At 66.1% G+C, this 15,085-nt stretch carries 18 protein-coding genes; 11 read left to right on the top strand and 7 right to left on the bottom strand.

Annotated features, from left to right (window positions below; translation table 11 throughout):
* Nucleotides 1-36: 36 nt before the first annotated feature.
* Both AC3WJD_RS14860 and AC3WJD_RS14855 read left to right on the top strand, forming a co-directional pair.
* On the top strand, nt 37-1,158 hold the full coding sequence (locus AC3WJD_RS14860) for a sensor histidine kinase (RefSeq protein WP_492747473.1): 1,122 nt from the start codon (nt 37-39) through the stop codon (nt 1,156-1,158).
* A 22-nt stretch (nt 1,159-1,180) separates the two neighbouring features.
* The gene (locus AC3WJD_RS14855; protein WP_492747472.1) at nt 1,181-1,909 is read left to right on the top strand and encodes a LytR/AlgR family response regulator transcription factor; all 729 of its coding nucleotides are present in this window, start codon (nt 1,181-1,183) and stop codon (nt 1,907-1,909) included.
* Nucleotides 1,910-2,201: 292 nt separating this feature from the next.
* On the opposite strand, the gene AC3WJD_RS14850 is transcribed toward AC3WJD_RS14855, so the two are convergent.
* Together AC3WJD_RS14850 and AC3WJD_RS14845 are read right to left on the bottom strand one after the other, a co-directional pair.
* Entirely contained in the window at nt 2,202-2,591 is a 390-nt protein-coding gene (locus AC3WJD_RS14850; RefSeq protein ID WP_492747471.1) for a UrcA family protein, read from the bottom strand.
* A gap of 273 nt (nt 2,592-2,864) precedes the next feature.
* Nucleotides 2,865-4,130 carry a dicarboxylate/amino acid:cation symporter gene (locus AC3WJD_RS14845; RefSeq protein WP_492747470.1) on the bottom strand — a complete coding sequence of 422 codons (1,266 nt, stop codon included), beginning with the start codon at nt 4,128-4,130 and terminating at the stop codon, nt 2,865-2,867.
* A gap of 269 nt (nt 4,131-4,399) precedes the next feature.
* Here AC3WJD_RS14845 and AC3WJD_RS14840 point away from each other — a divergent pair, with 269 nt between their 5' ends.
* The 4 genes from AC3WJD_RS14840 to AC3WJD_RS14825 all read left to right on the top strand — a co-directional run bounded on the left by AC3WJD_RS14840 (nt 4,400) and on the right by AC3WJD_RS14825 (nt 9,463).
* Complete coding sequence (locus AC3WJD_RS14840) at nt 4,400-4,807, top strand: MarR family transcriptional regulator (RefSeq protein ID WP_492747469.1); 408 nt, start codon at nt 4,400-4,402, stop codon at nt 4,805-4,807.
* Between the two features lie 454 nt (nt 4,808-5,261).
* A complete protein-coding gene (locus AC3WJD_RS14835; protein ID WP_492747468.1) occupies nt 5,262-5,753 on the top strand; it encodes a hypothetical protein in 492 nt (163 codons plus the stop codon).
* Nucleotides 5,754-5,866: 113 nt separating this feature from the next.
* The gene (gene uvrA / locus AC3WJD_RS14830; RefSeq protein ID WP_492747467.1) at nt 5,867-8,839 is read left to right on the top strand and encodes an excinuclease ABC subunit UvrA; all 2,973 of its coding nucleotides are present in this window, start codon (nt 5,867-5,869) and stop codon (nt 8,837-8,839) included.
* A 189-nt stretch (nt 8,840-9,028) separates the two neighbouring features.
* Nucleotides 9,029-9,463: a CHRD domain-containing protein gene (locus AC3WJD_RS14825; protein ID WP_492747466.1), complete on the top strand. Its 435-nt coding sequence runs from the start codon at nt 9,029-9,031 to the stop codon at nt 9,461-9,463.
* A 510-nt stretch (nt 9,464-9,973) separates the two neighbouring features.
* On the opposite strand, the gene AC3WJD_RS14820 is transcribed toward AC3WJD_RS14825, so the two are convergent.
* From AC3WJD_RS14820 to AC3WJD_RS14810, 3 genes are read right to left on the bottom strand one after another with little or no spacing between them, the layout of a single operon-like run.
* Nucleotides 9,974-10,285, bottom strand: coding sequence for a hypothetical protein (locus AC3WJD_RS14820; protein WP_492747465.1), 312 nt, complete (start codon nt 10,283-10,285; stop codon nt 9,974-9,976).
* Nucleotides 10,282-11,118 (bottom strand): hypothetical protein, encoded by an 837-nt coding sequence (locus tag AC3WJD_RS14815; RefSeq protein WP_492747464.1) that lies wholly within the window; start codon nt 11,116-11,118, stop codon nt 10,282-10,284. The genes AC3WJD_RS14820 and AC3WJD_RS14815 overlap by 4 nt, the downstream gene beginning before the upstream one ends.
* A gap of 10 nt (nt 11,119-11,128) precedes the next feature.
* Nucleotides 11,129-11,458, bottom strand: coding sequence for a hypothetical protein (locus AC3WJD_RS14810; RefSeq protein ID WP_492747463.1), 330 nt, complete (start codon nt 11,456-11,458; stop codon nt 11,129-11,131).
* Between the two features lie 166 nt (nt 11,459-11,624).
* On the opposite strand from AC3WJD_RS14810, the gene AC3WJD_RS14805 reads away from it, so the two are divergent.
* From AC3WJD_RS14805 to AC3WJD_RS14785, 5 genes are all read left to right on the top strand, one after another.
* Nucleotides 11,625-12,293, top strand: coding sequence for a hypothetical protein (locus AC3WJD_RS14805; protein WP_492747462.1), 669 nt, complete (start codon nt 11,625-11,627; stop codon nt 12,291-12,293).
* A 53-nt stretch (nt 12,294-12,346) separates the two neighbouring features.
* On the top strand, nt 12,347-13,237 hold the full coding sequence (locus tag AC3WJD_RS14800; protein ID WP_492747461.1) for a hypothetical protein: 891 nt from the start codon (nt 12,347-12,349) through the stop codon (nt 13,235-13,237).
* 40 nt (nt 13,238-13,277) lie between these two features.
* Nucleotides 13,278-13,445: a hypothetical protein gene (locus tag AC3WJD_RS14795; RefSeq protein ID WP_492747460.1), complete on the top strand. Its 168-nt coding sequence runs from the start codon at nt 13,278-13,280 to the stop codon at nt 13,443-13,445.
* 121 nt (nt 13,446-13,566) lie between these two features.
* Entirely contained in the window at nt 13,567-13,773 is a 207-nt protein-coding gene (locus tag AC3WJD_RS14790; RefSeq protein ID WP_492747459.1) for a cold-shock protein, read from the top strand.
* Nucleotides 13,774-13,803: 30 nt separating this feature from the next.
* Nucleotides 13,804-14,076 (top strand): hypothetical protein, encoded by a 273-nt coding sequence (locus tag AC3WJD_RS14785; RefSeq protein WP_492747458.1) that lies wholly within the window; start codon nt 13,804-13,806, stop codon nt 14,074-14,076.
* A 40-nt stretch (nt 14,077-14,116) separates the two neighbouring features.
* Here AC3WJD_RS14785 and AC3WJD_RS14780 read toward each other — a convergent pair whose 3' ends face one another.
* Nucleotides 14,117-14,497 carry a GFA family protein gene (locus tag AC3WJD_RS14780; protein WP_492747457.1) on the bottom strand — a complete coding sequence of 127 codons (381 nt, stop codon included), beginning with the start codon at nt 14,495-14,497 and terminating at the stop codon, nt 14,117-14,119.
* A 3-nt stretch (nt 14,498-14,500) separates the two neighbouring features.
* Nucleotides 14,501-15,085 (bottom strand): DUF3237 family protein (locus AC3WJD_RS14775; protein ID WP_492747456.1); only part of this gene is annotated, 585 nt, incomplete at its 5' end.

The following is a 15,085-nucleotide window of genomic DNA, read 5'->3' as shown; positions in this document are numbered from 1 at the left end:
CATGGTGTTTCCCGTGATTTCAGCGCACAAGGTCGCATGGAATTTGAAACGCATGCACAGGAACAGCCGCACCACACCGTTCGCCCGATCATCGCCTTCTACTCGATCATCGGCTTCTGGTTGTTCTATGCGCTGATCGTCAGCCTCCGCGCGGTCGTCATGGACTTCCCCGCGCAGGCCGAAATGGCCGAACGCCGGATGGTCGTGACCGCGGCGGGTATCGTGCTCACCTGGTTGCTCTATCTGCTGCTCAGGCTGTTCGACCGCCAGCCCTTGTGGATCCGCATCACGACGGCCTTTCTGGGCGCGATCCCGTGTGCGATCGCGGTCGCGGCATTCAACTATTACGTCTTCAACGTCTATGACCCGTCGAGCCTGTTCGAAGAGGCCGATCTCGCGATGAAGGCCGAAAGCTGGACGCTGTGGCAGGAGATCGGCGAACAGGGGCTTTCGCGCTTCTTCTTCTTTTCGGCCTGGGCCGCGCTCTATCTCGCCATCTCCTATGCGGGCGAGGTTCGGGGTGCCGAGCGCCGCGCCGCGAAATATGCGCGCGCCGCGCAGCAGGCCGAGCTTCGCTCGCTGCGCTACCAGGTCAATCCCCACTTCCTGTTCAACACGCTCAACTCGTTGAGCTCGCTGGTGATGAAGGACAGCCGCGCCGAGGCCGAGACGATGATCATCAACCTCTCGACCTTCTATCGCACCTCGCTGTCGGGCGATCCGCTCGACGACGTCACGCTCGAGGAAGAGGTCCGGCTCCAGCGCCTCTATCTCGATATCGAGGGCGTGCGCTTCCCGCAGCGATTGAAGACGCGGATCGAAATTCCCGAGGCGCTGCTCAATGCCTGCGTCCCCGGGCTGATCCTCCAGCCGCTGGTCGAGAACGCGATCAAGTACGGCGTCTCGCGCGCCAGTCGCCCGGTGACCGTATCGATCACCGCGCGCGCCGAAAATGGCCTGCTCATCCTCACCGTCGCCGATAACGGCAACGGTGCCACCGCGGGCGAGGACATCCAGGGCAATGGTATCGGCCTGGCCAATGTCCGCGATCGGCTGGCGGCGCGCTTCGGCGATGCCGCGCGGATCGAATGGCTCGCGCCCGAAGAAGGCGGTTTCGTGGTCCGGCTGACCATGCCTGAGGTCTATCGTGGAGGTTGAAGAGGCGCTAAGAGAAGCGCCGATGCGAACACTTATCGTCGATGACGAACCTCTCGCGATCGAGCGGCTGCAGCTGATCTGCGCCCGCGAGCCGATGATCGAGGTCGTCGGCACCGCTTCGGACGGCGCTGCGGCGCTGCGGCTGGTCGAGGCACTGGAGCCCGATCTGCTGCTGCTTGACATCGCGATGCCCGAGCTCGACGGCATCGGCGTCGCGCGCGCGCTTTCGCGGCAGAGCAGCGCCCCCGCGATCATCTTCGTCACCGCGTTCGACAGCTTCGCCGTCGAGGCGTTCGACATCGAGGCGGTCGACTATGTGCTCAAGCCCGTCGCGCCCGACCGGCTGGCGCGCGCGGTCAGGCGCGTCGCCGAACGCCGCGGCATCGCGCGCGAAGCGCCGGCACCCGAAAGCGAATCGCACTTCGCGACCGAATTCTGGGTACCGCACCGCGCCGAACTCGTCCGTATCGCCGCCGATGATATCGACAGGATCGATGCCGAGCGTGACTATATGCGGCTTCATGTCGGCGGGCGCAGCTTCCTGCTCCACCAGACGATCGGATCGCTTGAGGAACGCCTCGACCCGGCCAGATTCATCCGGCTCCACCGTTCGACGATCGTGCGGCGCGATCGCATCGCACGACTCCGTCACGACGGCTGCGGTGTGTGGTTCGCGGATATGGGCGACGAGGGTGAGGTGCGTATCGGCCGTACCTATCTCGCCGCGGCCAAGGCGATCGCGGGACGATAGCGGCTGCGGCTGTTCAGCCGTTTCGGCTGAACCTGGCCAGGCCTGTCGATTCATTTCGACCCCGAAATGCAACGCCCCCGGCCCAAGGGACAGCCGGGGGCGTGCGTGTGCCCTTGCGGGCAGCTGCGGAGGACGGGCGAAGCGCGGTGCCGCCCCCCGCAAACGGGCTAGACCTTGATCGTTTCAGGCTGATCAGCCTGAAACGTGAATCAAGGCCTCAACTCCTTTAAGGAGAGCCTGATTCACGCTTTCGGTGGAAGCGCGCAGCGCTTCCACCTCAACCGATCAGACTCTACTGGCGGCTGACGCCGATAGTGCCGGTCGCGCCGTTGCTCGCGAGCTGGTCGCCGCCGCGCGCAGCGGCTACCGCGACCTCGATGTCGCGGCTCGCGCGCCCCATCGCATCGTCATAGCATGCGCCGGCGAGCTGGATCATCTTGACGGGCTTGATCCCGCCAACCTCGCAGATCGTGCGCGCCGCGCTGCGGACACGCGTATTGAGCCGGTCGACACCCTTGTCTTCGGTCAGGTCGAGGTCGCTATAGCTGACCACAATCGAGCGTGTCTCGACCGCAGGCGCGGTGGCAATAAGGGGTTCGGTCTCGCCGGCAAAGGCCGCCGCGTGAAGCAATGTGGCGCCGGCCAGCGCGGCCGCAATGGCCGCACATGTCTTTACATACATTGTCTGGTCCTTCCTGAAACCTTCGGGTCGTCGGGCGCCGCCGGGGGGAAGCGGCGTCGGGGGGTGCGGGCGGATCGGTCGACTCTGGGAACGTCGTCGACCCGCCGCGCCACTATTGATTACAATTGTCCCGATGGGGCTTCACGCGCACTTCGACGGGCGGCGCGGGACGCTCTGCGAACGGCTCGCAGCACGACGAACGACATATCAATATCGACGAGCGTCGAAAGCTTTCTGAATATTTCGTCAGAAATGGCAGATTCGTTGCGTTTGTTACGATTCCGTGACGCGGGCCGCCGACAGTTCGTCGGCGACATGGCTGTGACGCGCGATCGCGCTGGTCGCCGCGACATCCATCGTGACATTGCCGACCGTGCGCACCAGGTCGGGGATCATCTCGACCGCGACGAGCAGGGCAAGCGGCTCGATCGGGACGCCCATCGCCACCGCGATCGGGGTGACCGAGGTCAGGAAGCTGATCTGGCCGGGCAGGCTCACCGATCCCATCGTCGTGACCGCCGCGACGACTGCCCCGGTCGCGATCGTCGCGGGATCGAGCGTCATTCCGAACCAGTGCGCGACATAGATTGCGACCGCGAGGTTCATCGCGGGGCTGGTCACGCGGAAGATTGCAACCGCGATCGGCAGCGAAACGCTCGCCACGCTTGCGGGCACCCCGAGCGTTTCGCAGCTCTTGAGCATCGGCGGCAGCGAGGCGAGCGAGGACTGTGTCGACAGCGCGACCGCCTGTGCGGGCGCGACCGCGCGGACAAAGGCGCCAAGCCGCAGCCGCCCGCCGAACACCGCCATCGGATAGGCCAGTGCCCAGGCAGCCAAGCCCGCGGACGACACGATGATGATGTAGTGAAGCAACGCCCCGATCGCCGAGGTGCCAGCCTGGATCCCCAGCGCGAGCGCAAGCGCGAAGACGCCGATCGGCGCGAGCCACAGTACCCAGCCGACCATCACCAGCATCGCATCCGCGATCGCCGCAAAGAAGCCGGTGAGCGGTTCGCGCTGCGCTGCAGGCAGACGTGCGATCGCGACCGCGAAAAGCGCGGTGAACAGGATCAGCGGCAGCATCGCGTCGCCCGCCGCCGCCGCGATCGGGTTGGTGGGAACGATCGAGCCCAGGAAGTCGGCGAAGCCGGGAGGTGCCGGAACCGCCGAGTGCGGTTGGCCGAGCGATGCCCTTAGCGCCGCGGCCGCCTCGCCCGGCATCGGCCAGAGCGCGAGCAGCGAGGGGATGAGCACCGCCGCGATCGCGGTCGAAAGCCAAAGCAGACCGATGAAGAGCAGCACCGATTTTAACGCCAGCCCGCCACCGCGTGCGCTGTCCGCGGTTTTCGCGATCCCCGTGATCAGCAACGCCACCACCAGCGGGATGATCGTCATCTTGAGCATGTCGAGCCATAGCCCGCCGATCGGGCCCGCGATCGCGACCACACGGTCAAGTCCCGCAAGCTTCGCCCATGCCGCCCCCGCGCCCAGCGCGAGACCGGCCAGCAATGCAATCAATATCCGCCACGCTTGCGGCATTCACGTCCCCCCCGATGGTCAGGCTTCCGTGTCTAGGGCAGTTCCCGAGCGAGTTGGAACAGCTTTTTCGGACAGAGGCCTATAGACGGCGATTATCCGGCCGGGATCATCTGCGCGACACCGTCAGCAGGGTGAGGAAAGGCACCGTGGCGCATAACCTGCCCTCGCTAGCCCCCGTCTTGCGTTTCGCCCTGCCATACCCGGTTGCCCTGCGCGCGTTTCGGGCTAACATCGGCGCGATGGCAGAGGGGAGCGGGGCGCTGACACCGATGGCGGTAGCGGAAGTGCCGGCGGCGATGGGCGATCGTGCCGATGCGCGACTCAAGCTCGCGCGCGGACTGCTCCAGATGCGCCAGCTGCGCCTCGAACTCTTCAACCGCGACTATTTCGGCGAGGCGGCGTTCGACATGCTGCTCGACCTCTATGCCTGCCATTGCGAGGGGCGGACGGTGTATCAGAACGACGCCTATATCGCCTCGCTCGTCCCGCCCGCCACCGCGCATCGCTGGCTGCAGACGCTCCAGCGCGACGGACTGGTGACGCTCTCGGGCGACCGGCGCGACCGGCGCCGCACCATCGTCCACCTCACCCCGCTCGGCTGTTCGCGGATCGAGACGCTGTTCGACGCGTGGCTCGCGATCCGTGATTCGGTCGCGGGCGGCGCCCACTGGGCCTGATACGCCCTTAATATCAAAAAATAGGGGTCGACGCGGACGCCGGCTTGCGTGCGGCATTGCCGCGCCCGCGTCGACCGCCTGGATGACGTCCGCATTCGGCCCCGTGTCCGTCGCTGCGGCGCGTTCTGTCATGACCCGCCCCTGCAACGACGCTTGCGCCCGGCCGACGCAACGCACATCATCTTCGCCTGTGCCCCCACACAGGCTGCGCCCCGAAGCGCACGGCACCGAAAAGCTCCTCTCCCGATGCAGTTGCGAGCCTAGCGCGTCGGGGCCACGGCGCCAGAGCGCACGCGGCGCGCAACCCGCCATTTTGGCCCCATTTTGAAAGCATCGAGCAGCTTCAGCGGCTTGCGTCCCGTCGCGAGACGTATTCCATCTTCGTCGGCCCAGGCGGTCGCGCTTGGCTGCGGAATTGTCACCCGATTTAGGCGTTTGCATCCGGGGGAGGGCGATGGGTACAAGCCCGATTCTGATGTTCGTGGCCGCCGCCGCCCCGCAGCCGGCCGCGACACATTCACCCTCGGAAAAATGGACCGTCGAGTTCGCCGACTCGATGTGCGTCGCCATGCGGGAATATGGCACGCCGGACGATCCGCTTACGCTGCTTGTAAAGCCGCTGCCCGGCGATTCGAACATCGAACTCATGCTCGCGGCACGCCGAAACGTGACCCGCAAAACGAAAGGGGAGACCACTGTGACGCTGGGCCCCTCGGGTCAGGTCGTTGCCGCCTATTATTATGACGTCTACGTGCCCAAGCTCCGTCGACACATTAGCCGCTATTATGCGCAGGATATCCCGCTGGAAGCACTCGGCGGCGCGACCGCCATCGGTTTCGACGCCGGTCTGGCGTCGCGGCGAGACTTCGCGCTGATCGACATGAAGCTACTGCGCAAGGTCTTAAGCCAACCCGCCAGCCGCACGTCTTGCCCTTCGCGCTGCTGACACTATCTGGCAGCAGGGTCGCGCAGCCCGCCGCACCCGCGCTTGCGCCCTGCGAACAAATCTGGAACAGATGCCACCATGCTGACACATATACCGAAGCGTCGGTGTTCCGAATGCTGACTCACATAAGCGTACGCGGCGCGCGTGAGCACAATCTCAAGGGCGTCGATGTCGAGATTCCGCGCGACACGCTCACCGTGATCACCGGGCTTTCGGGCTCGGGCAAATCCTCGCTCGCCTTCGACACCATTTATGCCGAGGGGCAGCGCCGCTATGTCGAGTCGCTCTCGGCCTATGCGCGCCAGTTCCTCGAGCTGATGCAGAAGCCCGATGTCGACCATATCGAGGGGCTCTCCCCCGCGATCTCGATCGAGCAGAAGACGACGAGCCGCAACCCGCGCTCGACCGTCGCGACGGTCACCGAGATCTACGACTATATGCGCCTGCTCTGGGCGCGCGTCGGCATTCCCTATTCGCCCGCCACGGGGCTCCCCATCGCCGCACAGACCGTCAGCCAGATGGTCGACCGCGTCATGCAGCTCCCCGAGGGCACGCGCTTCTACCTGCTCGCCCCCGTCGTGCGCGGCCGCAAGGGCGAGTATCGCAAGGAGCTCGCCGAGTGGCAGAAGGCGGGCTTCACGCGCGTGCGCATCGACGGCGACTTCTACGAGATCGAGGAAGCCCCCGCGCTCGACAAGAAGTTCAAGCACGACATCGAGGTCGTGGTCGACCGTATAGCCGTCAGGGAAGGCATCGAGACGCGCCTCGCCGACAGCTTCGAGACCGCGCTCAAGCTCGCCGAAGGGCTGGCATACGTGGATCTGGCGGACACGACGGTCGCGGCGCTTCAAAGCCCCTCCCCTGAAGAGGAGGGGCTCAAGGGCGGCATGAAGGGCGGCAACATGAAGAATGTTGCCGCCCCCGACAACCGCATCGTCTTCTCCGAGAAGTTCGCCTGCCCCGTCTCGGGCTTCACCATAGCCGAGATCGAGCCGCGGCTCTTCTCGTTCAACGCGCCGCAGGGGGCGTGCCCCGCCTGCGACGGGCTCGGCGAGAAGCTGCTCTTCGACGAGGATCTCGTCGTCCCCAACCACGACCTCTCATTGAAGAAGGGCGCGGTCGTCCCCTGGGCCAAGTCCAACCCGCCCAGCCCCTATTACATGCAGGTCTTGGCGAGCCTCGCGCGCGAGTTCGGTTTCTCGCTGGACACGCCGTGGAAGGATCTTCCCGGCGAGGTCCGCCTGATCATCCTCCACGGCACCGGGGGCAAGCCCGTCACGCTCACCTTCGTCGACGGGCGCAAGAGCTACGACGTCCGCAAGCCCTTCGAGGGCGTCATCGGCAACCTCAACCGCCGCATGCTCCAGACCGAGAGCGCGTGGATGCGCGAGGAGCTGAGCAAATACCAGGCCGCGCACCCGTGCGAGACCTGCGGCGGCGCGCGCCTCAAGCCCGAGGCGCTTGCGGTGAAGATCGCGGGCACCGACATCAGCACCACCACACGCCTCTCGGTCGCCGACGCGCTCCCCTGGTTCCTCGATCTCCCCAATCACCTCACTACCCAGCAGAATGCGATCGCCGAGCGCATCCTCAAGGAGATCGTCGAGCGCATCGGCTTCCTCAACAATGTCGGGCTCGACTATCTCAACCTCGATCGCACTTCGGGCACGCTCTCGGGGGGCGAGAGCCAGCGCATCCGCTTGGCTTCCCAGATCGGCAGCGGCCTGTCGGGCGTGCTCTACGTCCTCGACGAGCCCTCGATCGGCCTCCACCAGCGCGACAATGACCGGCTGCTGGAGACGCTCAAGCGCCTCCGCGATCTCGGCAACACCGTGCTCGTCGTCGAGCATGACGAGGACGCGATCCGCCACGCCGACCATATCATCGACATGGGGCCCGGCGCGGGCGTCCATGGCGGCGAGATCGTCGCCGAGGGCACGCTCGAAGAGGTGCTCGCCAACCCCGCGAGCATCACCGCGGATTACCTGACCGGCCGGCGTGAGGTCCCCGTCCCCGCGAAACGCCGCAAGGGTTCGGGCAGGAAGCTCACCGTCCACAACGCCACCGCGAACAACCTGCGCAACGTCACCGCGAGCATCCCGCTCGGCACCTTCACCTGCATCACGGGGGTCTCGGGCTCGGGCAAGTCGAGCTTCACCGTCGACACGCTCTACGCCGCCTCCGCCCGCGCGCTCAACGGCGCGCGGATGATCGCGGGCCGGCATGAGAAGATCACCGGGCTCGAGCATCTCGACAAGGTGATCGACATCGACCAGTCGCCGATCGGCCGCACCCCGCGCTCCAACCCCGCCACCTATACCGGCGCCTTCACCAATATCCGCGACTGGTTCGCGGGCCTCCCCGAGTCAGAGGCGCGCGGCTACAAGCCGGGTCGCTTCAGCTTCAACGTCAAGGGCGGCCGCTGCGAGGCGTGCCAGGGCGACGGCGTGCTCAAGATCGAGATGCACTTCCTCCCCGACGTCTACGTCACCTGCGACGTTTGCCACGGCGCGCGCTACAACCGGGAGACGCTGGAGGTGAAGTTCAAGGGCAAGAGCATCGCCGACGTGCTCGACATGACGGTCGAGGACGCGGTCGAGTTCTTCAAGGCCGTCCCCCCGATCCGCGACAAGATGGCGATGCTGGCGGAGGTTGGCCTCGGCTACGTCAAGGTCGGCCAGCAGGCGACGACGCTCTCGGGCGGCGAAGCGCAGCGCGTCAAGCTCGCCAAGGAACTGAGCCGCCGCGCCACGGGCAACACGCTCTACATCCTCGACGAGCCCACCACGGGCCTCCATTTCGAGGACGTCCGCAAGCTCCTCGAAGTCCTCCACGCGCTCGTCGAGCAAGGCAATTCGGTGGTGGTGATCGAGCACAACCTCGACGTCATCAAGACTGCCGACTGGATCATCGACCTCGGCCCCGAAGGCGGCGTCAAGGGCGGCGAGGTGGTGGCCGAGGGCACGCCCGAGAAGGTCGCCGAAAACCCGCGGAGCTTCACCGGCGGCTATCTCAAGCCGCTGCTGGAGCGCGGCAAGAAGGCGCCTGCGACCGAGCTGCAGTTCGACGAGGCCGCGGCCGAATGATCCTTCTCCCGTGGTGGGAGAAGATACGCAGCCTTGCATCCGCCCGTCGATACTGGCCCGCGGCGCGCGCTGGCAAGCGCCGCGCCGGGTAGAACCCCCGTGGAACAGTTGCGCGGCGCCGGGGGTTGCAGCGAAAGAAGGGCGGGCGGATTGCGATCGTCCCGCCGTCTTCAGCAAAAGGAGGTTTGCATGAAAATCCTCTTATCAGCCCTGCTTCTCGCGCCCGTTGCGCTCGCAGCCGGCACCGCCGCGCCCGCCCAGCAGGGTGGCCGGCCGATCTCGGTCAGCATGACCGGCGCCGCCGAGGTGCCCGGCCCCGGCGATGCCGACGGCAGCGGCACCGCCAGCTTCCGCATCAATCCCGGCCAGACCCAGGTCTGCTACGAGTTGGCGGTCAAGAACATCGAGACCGCCACCGCGGCACATATCCACCGTGGCGCGCCCGACGTCGCGGGCCCGGTCGTGGTCCCGCTCGACGCCCCCGCGAGCGGCACCAGCAAGGGCTGCGCCGATATCGATCGCGCGCTCGCCAAGGAGCTGATCCAGACCCCTGCGGCGTTCTACGTGAACGTCCACAACGCCCCCCACCCCGCGGGCGCGGTACGCGGCCAGCTCGGCAAGTAACATCCGGCACGGCCCGCCGGGCGGAAGACCGCCCGCGGGCCCGCTGCGGCGCGGCAAGCCCGCCTAGGAACCGAGCCGTAGAGCGTTTCAACTTGATCCATACTAGAAATGGCAGCGTTCGTAGATGATTTAAATGAATTGAAATACGATAAAGGTGCAAGATTGCCAGATTTATCATCAAGCTTACGAACAAGTCCGTCTATGGCCGCAAATCGTGCACGAATATCGGAAATAGAACTATCAGTATTTGGTATCGTCCTTGAAATATCAAAGACATTCTTGTTTATATCTTCCGTTTTAGATAGTGCGGACAAGAAGGCGTCGAATCGCTTGGTTGCGGCCTGAGTAAGCCGTAATCTCTTCAACCTGCGTGTTACGCATTAAATCCCCCCATTGGACCGATATGCACTCGATCCACTGTCCCTATTACCGTGTTCTGCGAGTGATTGAATAGCGCGTTACAATGGAGTCAAGGGAGAAGCGCGCCCAACGGCACTGCGTTTACTCTTTTCAAGTCTCGACAGAGGCTGTTGCGATTTCCACCAACGCCCCTCCCTCAACCCGATACACCTTCCCCCGCTCGATCGCCTCGGGCCGCACATGGAGCGCCGCCAGCGCCCCCGCTTCACCAATCCCGTCCGACGCCGCCTGCGCGAAGGCGGCTTTTTCCAGCGCCTCGGGCGGGGGCAGTTCGCCGCGCCCGGTCGCCGCGAAATAATGGGTGGAGACGATCGAGCCGTCCTCCACCGCGTAGAGAATCACCGCCGCCTGCGGCTGGATGCCGCCGGGGCGGGGCTCGCGCTTCTGTTGGGACTTCGTCATGTCCTGCCCTCCAGTGAGCCGTCCTGTTCCGCGATCAGCGCTTCGGGCAACTGCGGGTGGAGCAGGTCGGCGCGGATGATCCGCCGCACCTCGCTGTGGTGGCGTGCGAAGCCGCTGCTGAACCCCTGCTTCGCGCGCGCCAGGAAGTGCGAGAGTTGCGGCAGCTCTTCAAGAGCGAGCTCGGGCGGATCGCCGGCAAACAATTTCCTCTTGCCCTCATACTCCTTGATCACCGCCCCCAGATACGCCTCCATCCGGCGGAGGGCGCCTCGCAGTTCGGTGTCCGAGGAAAACGCCTTGCTGCTCGTCACGACGTCACTCACCAGCCGCTCGAATTCGAGCTGGCGGTCGTTGATCAGCACCATCGCCTCGTCATAGTTCGCGGCCTGTACCAGCGTCCGGCCATCCCGCTCTTTCAGGCCACGTGCACGCATGAGCCGGCGGACGCTCTTGACGTCGTTGTAGCTTGCAGTCGTCTGTTCGAGCGTCGCCTGCAGCAATGTATCGCGATACTCGACCTGCCGCCGCCACCGGTCGCGCTCCTTCTCCCGGTTGTTCAGCTCGCGCTCATTGTCCCGATCGGCCTTCGCCCGCGCGCTCTGGTGGATGAAACTCAGCATGGCGAGGATCCCGCCCGCGACCGAGACCAGTCCGATCTGGATCACGGCCTTGGCGATCTCCATCCCGATCGTGTCAGCCGCGGGGGGCTTCGCCCACATCAGGCCGAGCACCGCGACGCTGACCGCGAACATCAGTATGAGCACGATCATCAGGTTTCGTCTGGCCGCCTGCAGCGGGATCTGATCGGGGTCCGTGTCTTCCTTCTCCTGCATCCCGCGCTCCTCAGTTCAGATAGAAGAGATTGGCCTGCGCATAGGCCTCGGCCCCGTTGACCGAGAGGAAATAGGTCACCGCGATCGCGTTGGGCGCCCAGAGCGAATTGACCGCGAAATCCTTGTGCTCGAACGGCGGGCCGAAGGGCGGGGTGTAGCTCTTGACCATCGCCCCCGCGCCGCCGCGATCAGTATAGAGGTAGGAGAGCGAGATCGTCGCCAGTATCTCGCGCCCGTTCGATCCCTCGCGGTCGACGAACAGCGTGAAATAGGTCTTGTTGTGCGCGCCCGGCTCCGAAACGAAGCAATAGAGCCAGGCCGTATCGAGTGTCTGGAGCATTGCGCGCCTCCATCCGCCCCCGCGCCAGCATAGCATCGCCGCCCGCCCGCGCCCGCCGGAAAATTACGCGGGCGAAATCACCGTGCGGCCGGCCGCGGGAAGCTCGGATATACTCCCCTGCTGCGTGAGCCGCGACTCACGCGCGCGGTGCCGCCGGAGGTGGACCATGAAACTCGCCGATCTGAAGCGCTCGGGAGAGGAGCGCCCCGTCTGGTCCGCTCCGATTGCGGATGTGAAGGGCAACACACGCTTTGAGCTTTCGATCACCGGGCCCGGCGCGGCGATCGAGGAGGCCTTCGAGAAGTCGGACTTCGAGATCGAGATCGCGCCGGGCGCCCGCGCCGAGGAAGCCGAGGAAATGTCGAAGTGCTTCCTCAAAAAGCATATCGGGGATCGCAGGTTCGACGCGCCATCGCTCGACGACATCCTCACGCTGCGCGACCGCAAGCCCCCCGCCACGCCCGACAATTTCAAGGACAGCGTGGTCGTCTATCTGCGGCCGACCGAAGGAGAGGGCACGTACTGGGGCATCTGGTTCCCAGTGCTGTTTGTGCCGCCGGTTTCGCCCCTCTTCTTTGTCCTTCCCCGGGTCTGGTGGACCTGGTCGATGGTGATCCCGTATACGGGGAATCCCGACATCGTACTGTTTCGCGACGCACCGCTGCCGCCATTCATTGTTGACACCGCCCTGGGCACCGGCGTGGAAGGCGTGTCCTTCACCGGACCGGCCCTGCCCTGGGCCCAATTCCACCCATGGCATTATGTCTTCACCTTTACGGCGCCGACGCTGACCGACTTTGCGATGGGCGGGCACGGCATCCCGTGGATCGCATGACGTCCTCGATTTGCGCTGTCCTACAGCGTACCAGATAGGTTAGCGTTGCCGGCATGACCGACCATGCCGACTTGCCCGGGCGCGCGTCCGCGCTTCCCGCCCCCGCCACCGCGCTCGTCCCCGTCAAGCCGCGCCGCGACGGCTGGACGCCAGAAAAGCAGCGCGATTTCATCGAGCATCTCGCCGACACCGGCTGCGTCAAGGAAGCCGCGGGGCGCGTGGGGATGAGCGAGGCGAGCGCCTATCGACTACGCCGCCGCAGCGATGCCGCCGCCTTCTACGCCGCGTGGGAGGCTGCGCTCGAAAAGGGGCTGCAGCGGCTGACCTCGATGGCGTTCGAACGCGCGATCAACGGCACCGTCAAGCGCATCTGGTATCATGGCGAGCTCGTCGCCGAGGAGCGCGTCTATTCCGAACGGCTGCTGCTCTGGCTGCTCAGCCACGGGCGCGAGGCGCTGGGGCGGGCGAAGGAGCGCCGCAGGCTCGGCGAGGACTGGACGGCGCGATGGAGGCGCTTGGCGACGTGCCGGTTGCGGGCGCACCCCCGGGGGCTTCCGCGTCTGGCGCGACGAAATCGGGTGGTGGACCAACTATCCGCCTCCGCCGCGCTTTTTCCATTACCAGGAAAAGGTCTTCGGCCAGCCCGGCTATTTTCGCGGGCTCACCGATGCCGAGCTGAAGGCCGAGCAGGCGCGCCAGGCCGCGGCCGAGGCGGAAGCGCACGCCGCGCGGGCGCGCTATTTCGGGGACGCGGAATCGGGGCGCAGGGCGGGGCGCGGCGGCGAATGAACTTTTTTCCCGCATGGCTGACCTTACTGACCTTTGGACCGCGCCGCACCGCGGCATGGCCTTGGCACCCCGGCCGAATCCATGCGACATTCCCCGCCAACCCTGCTACAGCGTATCCATCGCGCGACAAATGCCTCAAGCCATCGCGCGGCTGAGAGACCTTCGCGCTCCCGCTTGTCCCGGCCGGAGCATGCAATGGAAGACCTCAACTATCTCTATCATCGTCAACAGGTGTCGCTGATGAACGCGCGCGCCGCCGTCGACGGGTGCAGCCGCCGCGCGCACGAACGGCTCGCGCGCGCCTATGGCGACCGCATCGCGCGCTTCCGGCGCGCGGGCGCGACCGGACTCACCGCCACCTGATCCGCTTTCCCTGCGCCGGCCGGGGCCGGGCGGTGCAGTGGTCAATCGATATTCCGGCCCCGGCCTACCGTGCCCGTTCGTCCTTCGCGGCGGCGGCGCGGCTCTACCCAAGGAAATACCCATGCCCATCGGCACCGTAAAATTCTTCAATGCAGACAAGGGCTATGGCTTCATTGCCCCTGAAGACGGCGGCGAAGACGCCTTCGTTCACATCACCGCGGTCGAGGCCGCCGGAATGCGCACGCTCGATAAGGACCAGCGCGTTTCCTACGAATTGCAGGCGGACAAGCGTGGCAAGATGGCCGCGGCGAACCTCCAGCAAGCCTGATCCCCTGCCCTGGGGGCGGGCGTGCGGGCTGTGACCCCCCGCACGCCCAAGCCCGGGGGGCATGCGGATGCGCGCATCATGAAGCCCCATACGCCCAGCCAGGCGGATTATTGCCGCGCGCAGGCCGCGCGTGCGCGCGCCGACGCGGAGGCCGCGACGCTCGCCAATGTGCGCGAACGCTGCCTGCGCTCGCTGGCGGTCTGGGAAGCGCTCGCCGCCCGCGCCGAGCGCGTGACCGCCGAACGCCACGCGCGCGACGCCGCCACCGCCCAACGCAGCCGGGATGCCCTGGGCGGCGGCTGAGACGCGTTTGGCCCGGAGCCGCAGGACGTGCCGGTCGGTCTCAGTCCGGCCCCGTTGTCGCGATCACCGTCACCGCCCCCGGATCGAAGCCGTCGAGCAGCCGCGCATTGTAGCCGACCCGTGGCTCGCTGCCTTCGGGAAAGCATTCTGCGGCCATGTTCTCGAGCGCGTGCCAGTGGACGCTGCATCCGCAGATCGAACAGAAGCGGAAGGCGATCATGCGGTCGCCATGACTGTAGGCCGACAGCGCCTCCTCACTGCCCGGGGCGAGCGCGAAGTCCTCGGGGCTGCAATAGGCCATGAGATTGCCGAGCCTGCGGCAGATCGAACAGCTGCAGCTCTTCACCTCGCGCGGCATCGCCGGTACGCTGAAACGCACGGCGCCGCAATGGCAGGATCCCTGGACCCTGACGTCCGCCACGCGCTACAACACCCGCCACAGCGCCGTGAAGGCATCCGCGCCCGTCCAATGGGTGCGGAAGACGTGAAGCCCGCGGTTGAGCCAGGTATAGGGGCTGCCCTCGGCGGCCTCGAACAGCATCGCGCCGCGCGCATAGAGCAGCGACGGGGTGTAGCGTTCGCCCTCGGCGAGCGCGGCCGCCGCGTCGAGCGGCATCGAGAGCACGCCCAGCGAACGCGCGACGATATGGTGGCCGTCATGCGTCTCGATCACGGCGCGCCCCTCGACCTCGACGACATTGTCGGCGCGCCCCATCTGGACGAAGGTGCTTCCGGGCAGGAAATGGCCCCTGAGGCGCGGCCCGTCGATCTGCGATCCCGGCTCGACCTGGAGCGTGATGCGCCGCCCGGGCGCGAGCGTTCGGACATCCGAGATGTCGGAGACGCTGAAGCCGACCGCGCAGACGAACTCGAGCCCCGGCGGCTCGGTCAGCTCCGGATCGTCGGTGCGGGGCAGGTGGCGGTCTTTCATGGCGGCGCCCTTTCGCGTGCGGCCGGGACGGGTGAGCAGACTGATCCTTTTCGCGCCGTGCCACAAGGGGCGGGTGTG

Source organism: Sphingobium sp. FW306-1B-F04DB (assembly GCF_058781925.1).
The sequence above is the reverse complement of the archived record's forward strand: the minus strand, read 5'-3'. Positions and strand labels throughout refer to the sequence as shown.

Excerpts from the sequence above, each read along its gene's own strand:
- AC3WJD_RS14860 (WP_492747473.1), top strand. The coding sequence starts at position 37 with ATGGAATTTGAAACGCATGCACAGGAACAGCCGCACCACACCGTTCGC.
- AC3WJD_RS14855 (WP_492747472.1), top strand. The coding sequence starts at position 1,181 with ATGCGAACACTTATCGTCGATGACGAACCTCTCGCGATCGAGCGGCTG.
- AC3WJD_RS14850 (WP_492747471.1), bottom strand. The coding sequence starts at position 2,591 with ATGTATGTAAAGACATGTGCGGCCATTGCGGCCGCGCTGGCCGGCGCC.
- AC3WJD_RS14845 (WP_492747470.1), bottom strand. The coding sequence starts at position 4,130 with ATGCCGCAAGCGTGGCGGATATTGATTGCATTGCTGGCCGGTCTCGCG.
- AC3WJD_RS14840 (WP_492747469.1), top strand. The coding sequence starts at position 4,400 with ATGGCGGTAGCGGAAGTGCCGGCGGCGATGGGCGATCGTGCCGATGCG.
- AC3WJD_RS14835 (WP_492747468.1), top strand. The coding sequence starts at position 5,262 with ATGGGTACAAGCCCGATTCTGATGTTCGTGGCCGCCGCCGCCCCGCAG.
- uvrA (WP_492747467.1), top strand. The coding sequence starts at position 5,867 with ATGCTGACTCACATAAGCGTACGCGGCGCGCGTGAGCACAATCTCAAG.
- AC3WJD_RS14825 (WP_492747466.1), top strand. The coding sequence starts at position 9,029 with ATGAAAATCCTCTTATCAGCCCTGCTTCTCGCGCCCGTTGCGCTCGCA.
- AC3WJD_RS14820 (WP_492747465.1), bottom strand. The coding sequence starts at position 10,285 with ATGACGAAGTCCCAACAGAAGCGCGAGCCCCGCCCCGGCGGCATCCAG.
- AC3WJD_RS14815 (WP_492747464.1), bottom strand. The coding sequence starts at position 11,118 with ATGCAGGAGAAGGAAGACACGGACCCCGATCAGATCCCGCTGCAGGCG.
- AC3WJD_RS14810 (WP_492747463.1), bottom strand. The coding sequence starts at position 11,458 with ATGCTCCAGACACTCGATACGGCCTGGCTCTATTGCTTCGTTTCGGAG.
- AC3WJD_RS14805 (WP_492747462.1), top strand. The coding sequence starts at position 11,625 with ATGAAACTCGCCGATCTGAAGCGCTCGGGAGAGGAGCGCCCCGTCTGG.
- AC3WJD_RS14800 (WP_492747461.1), top strand. The coding sequence starts at position 12,347 with ATGACCGACCATGCCGACTTGCCCGGGCGCGCGTCCGCGCTTCCCGCC.
- AC3WJD_RS14795 (WP_492747460.1), top strand. The coding sequence starts at position 13,278 with ATGGAAGACCTCAACTATCTCTATCATCGTCAACAGGTGTCGCTGATG.
- AC3WJD_RS14790 (WP_492747459.1), top strand. The coding sequence starts at position 13,567 with ATGCCCATCGGCACCGTAAAATTCTTCAATGCAGACAAGGGCTATGGC.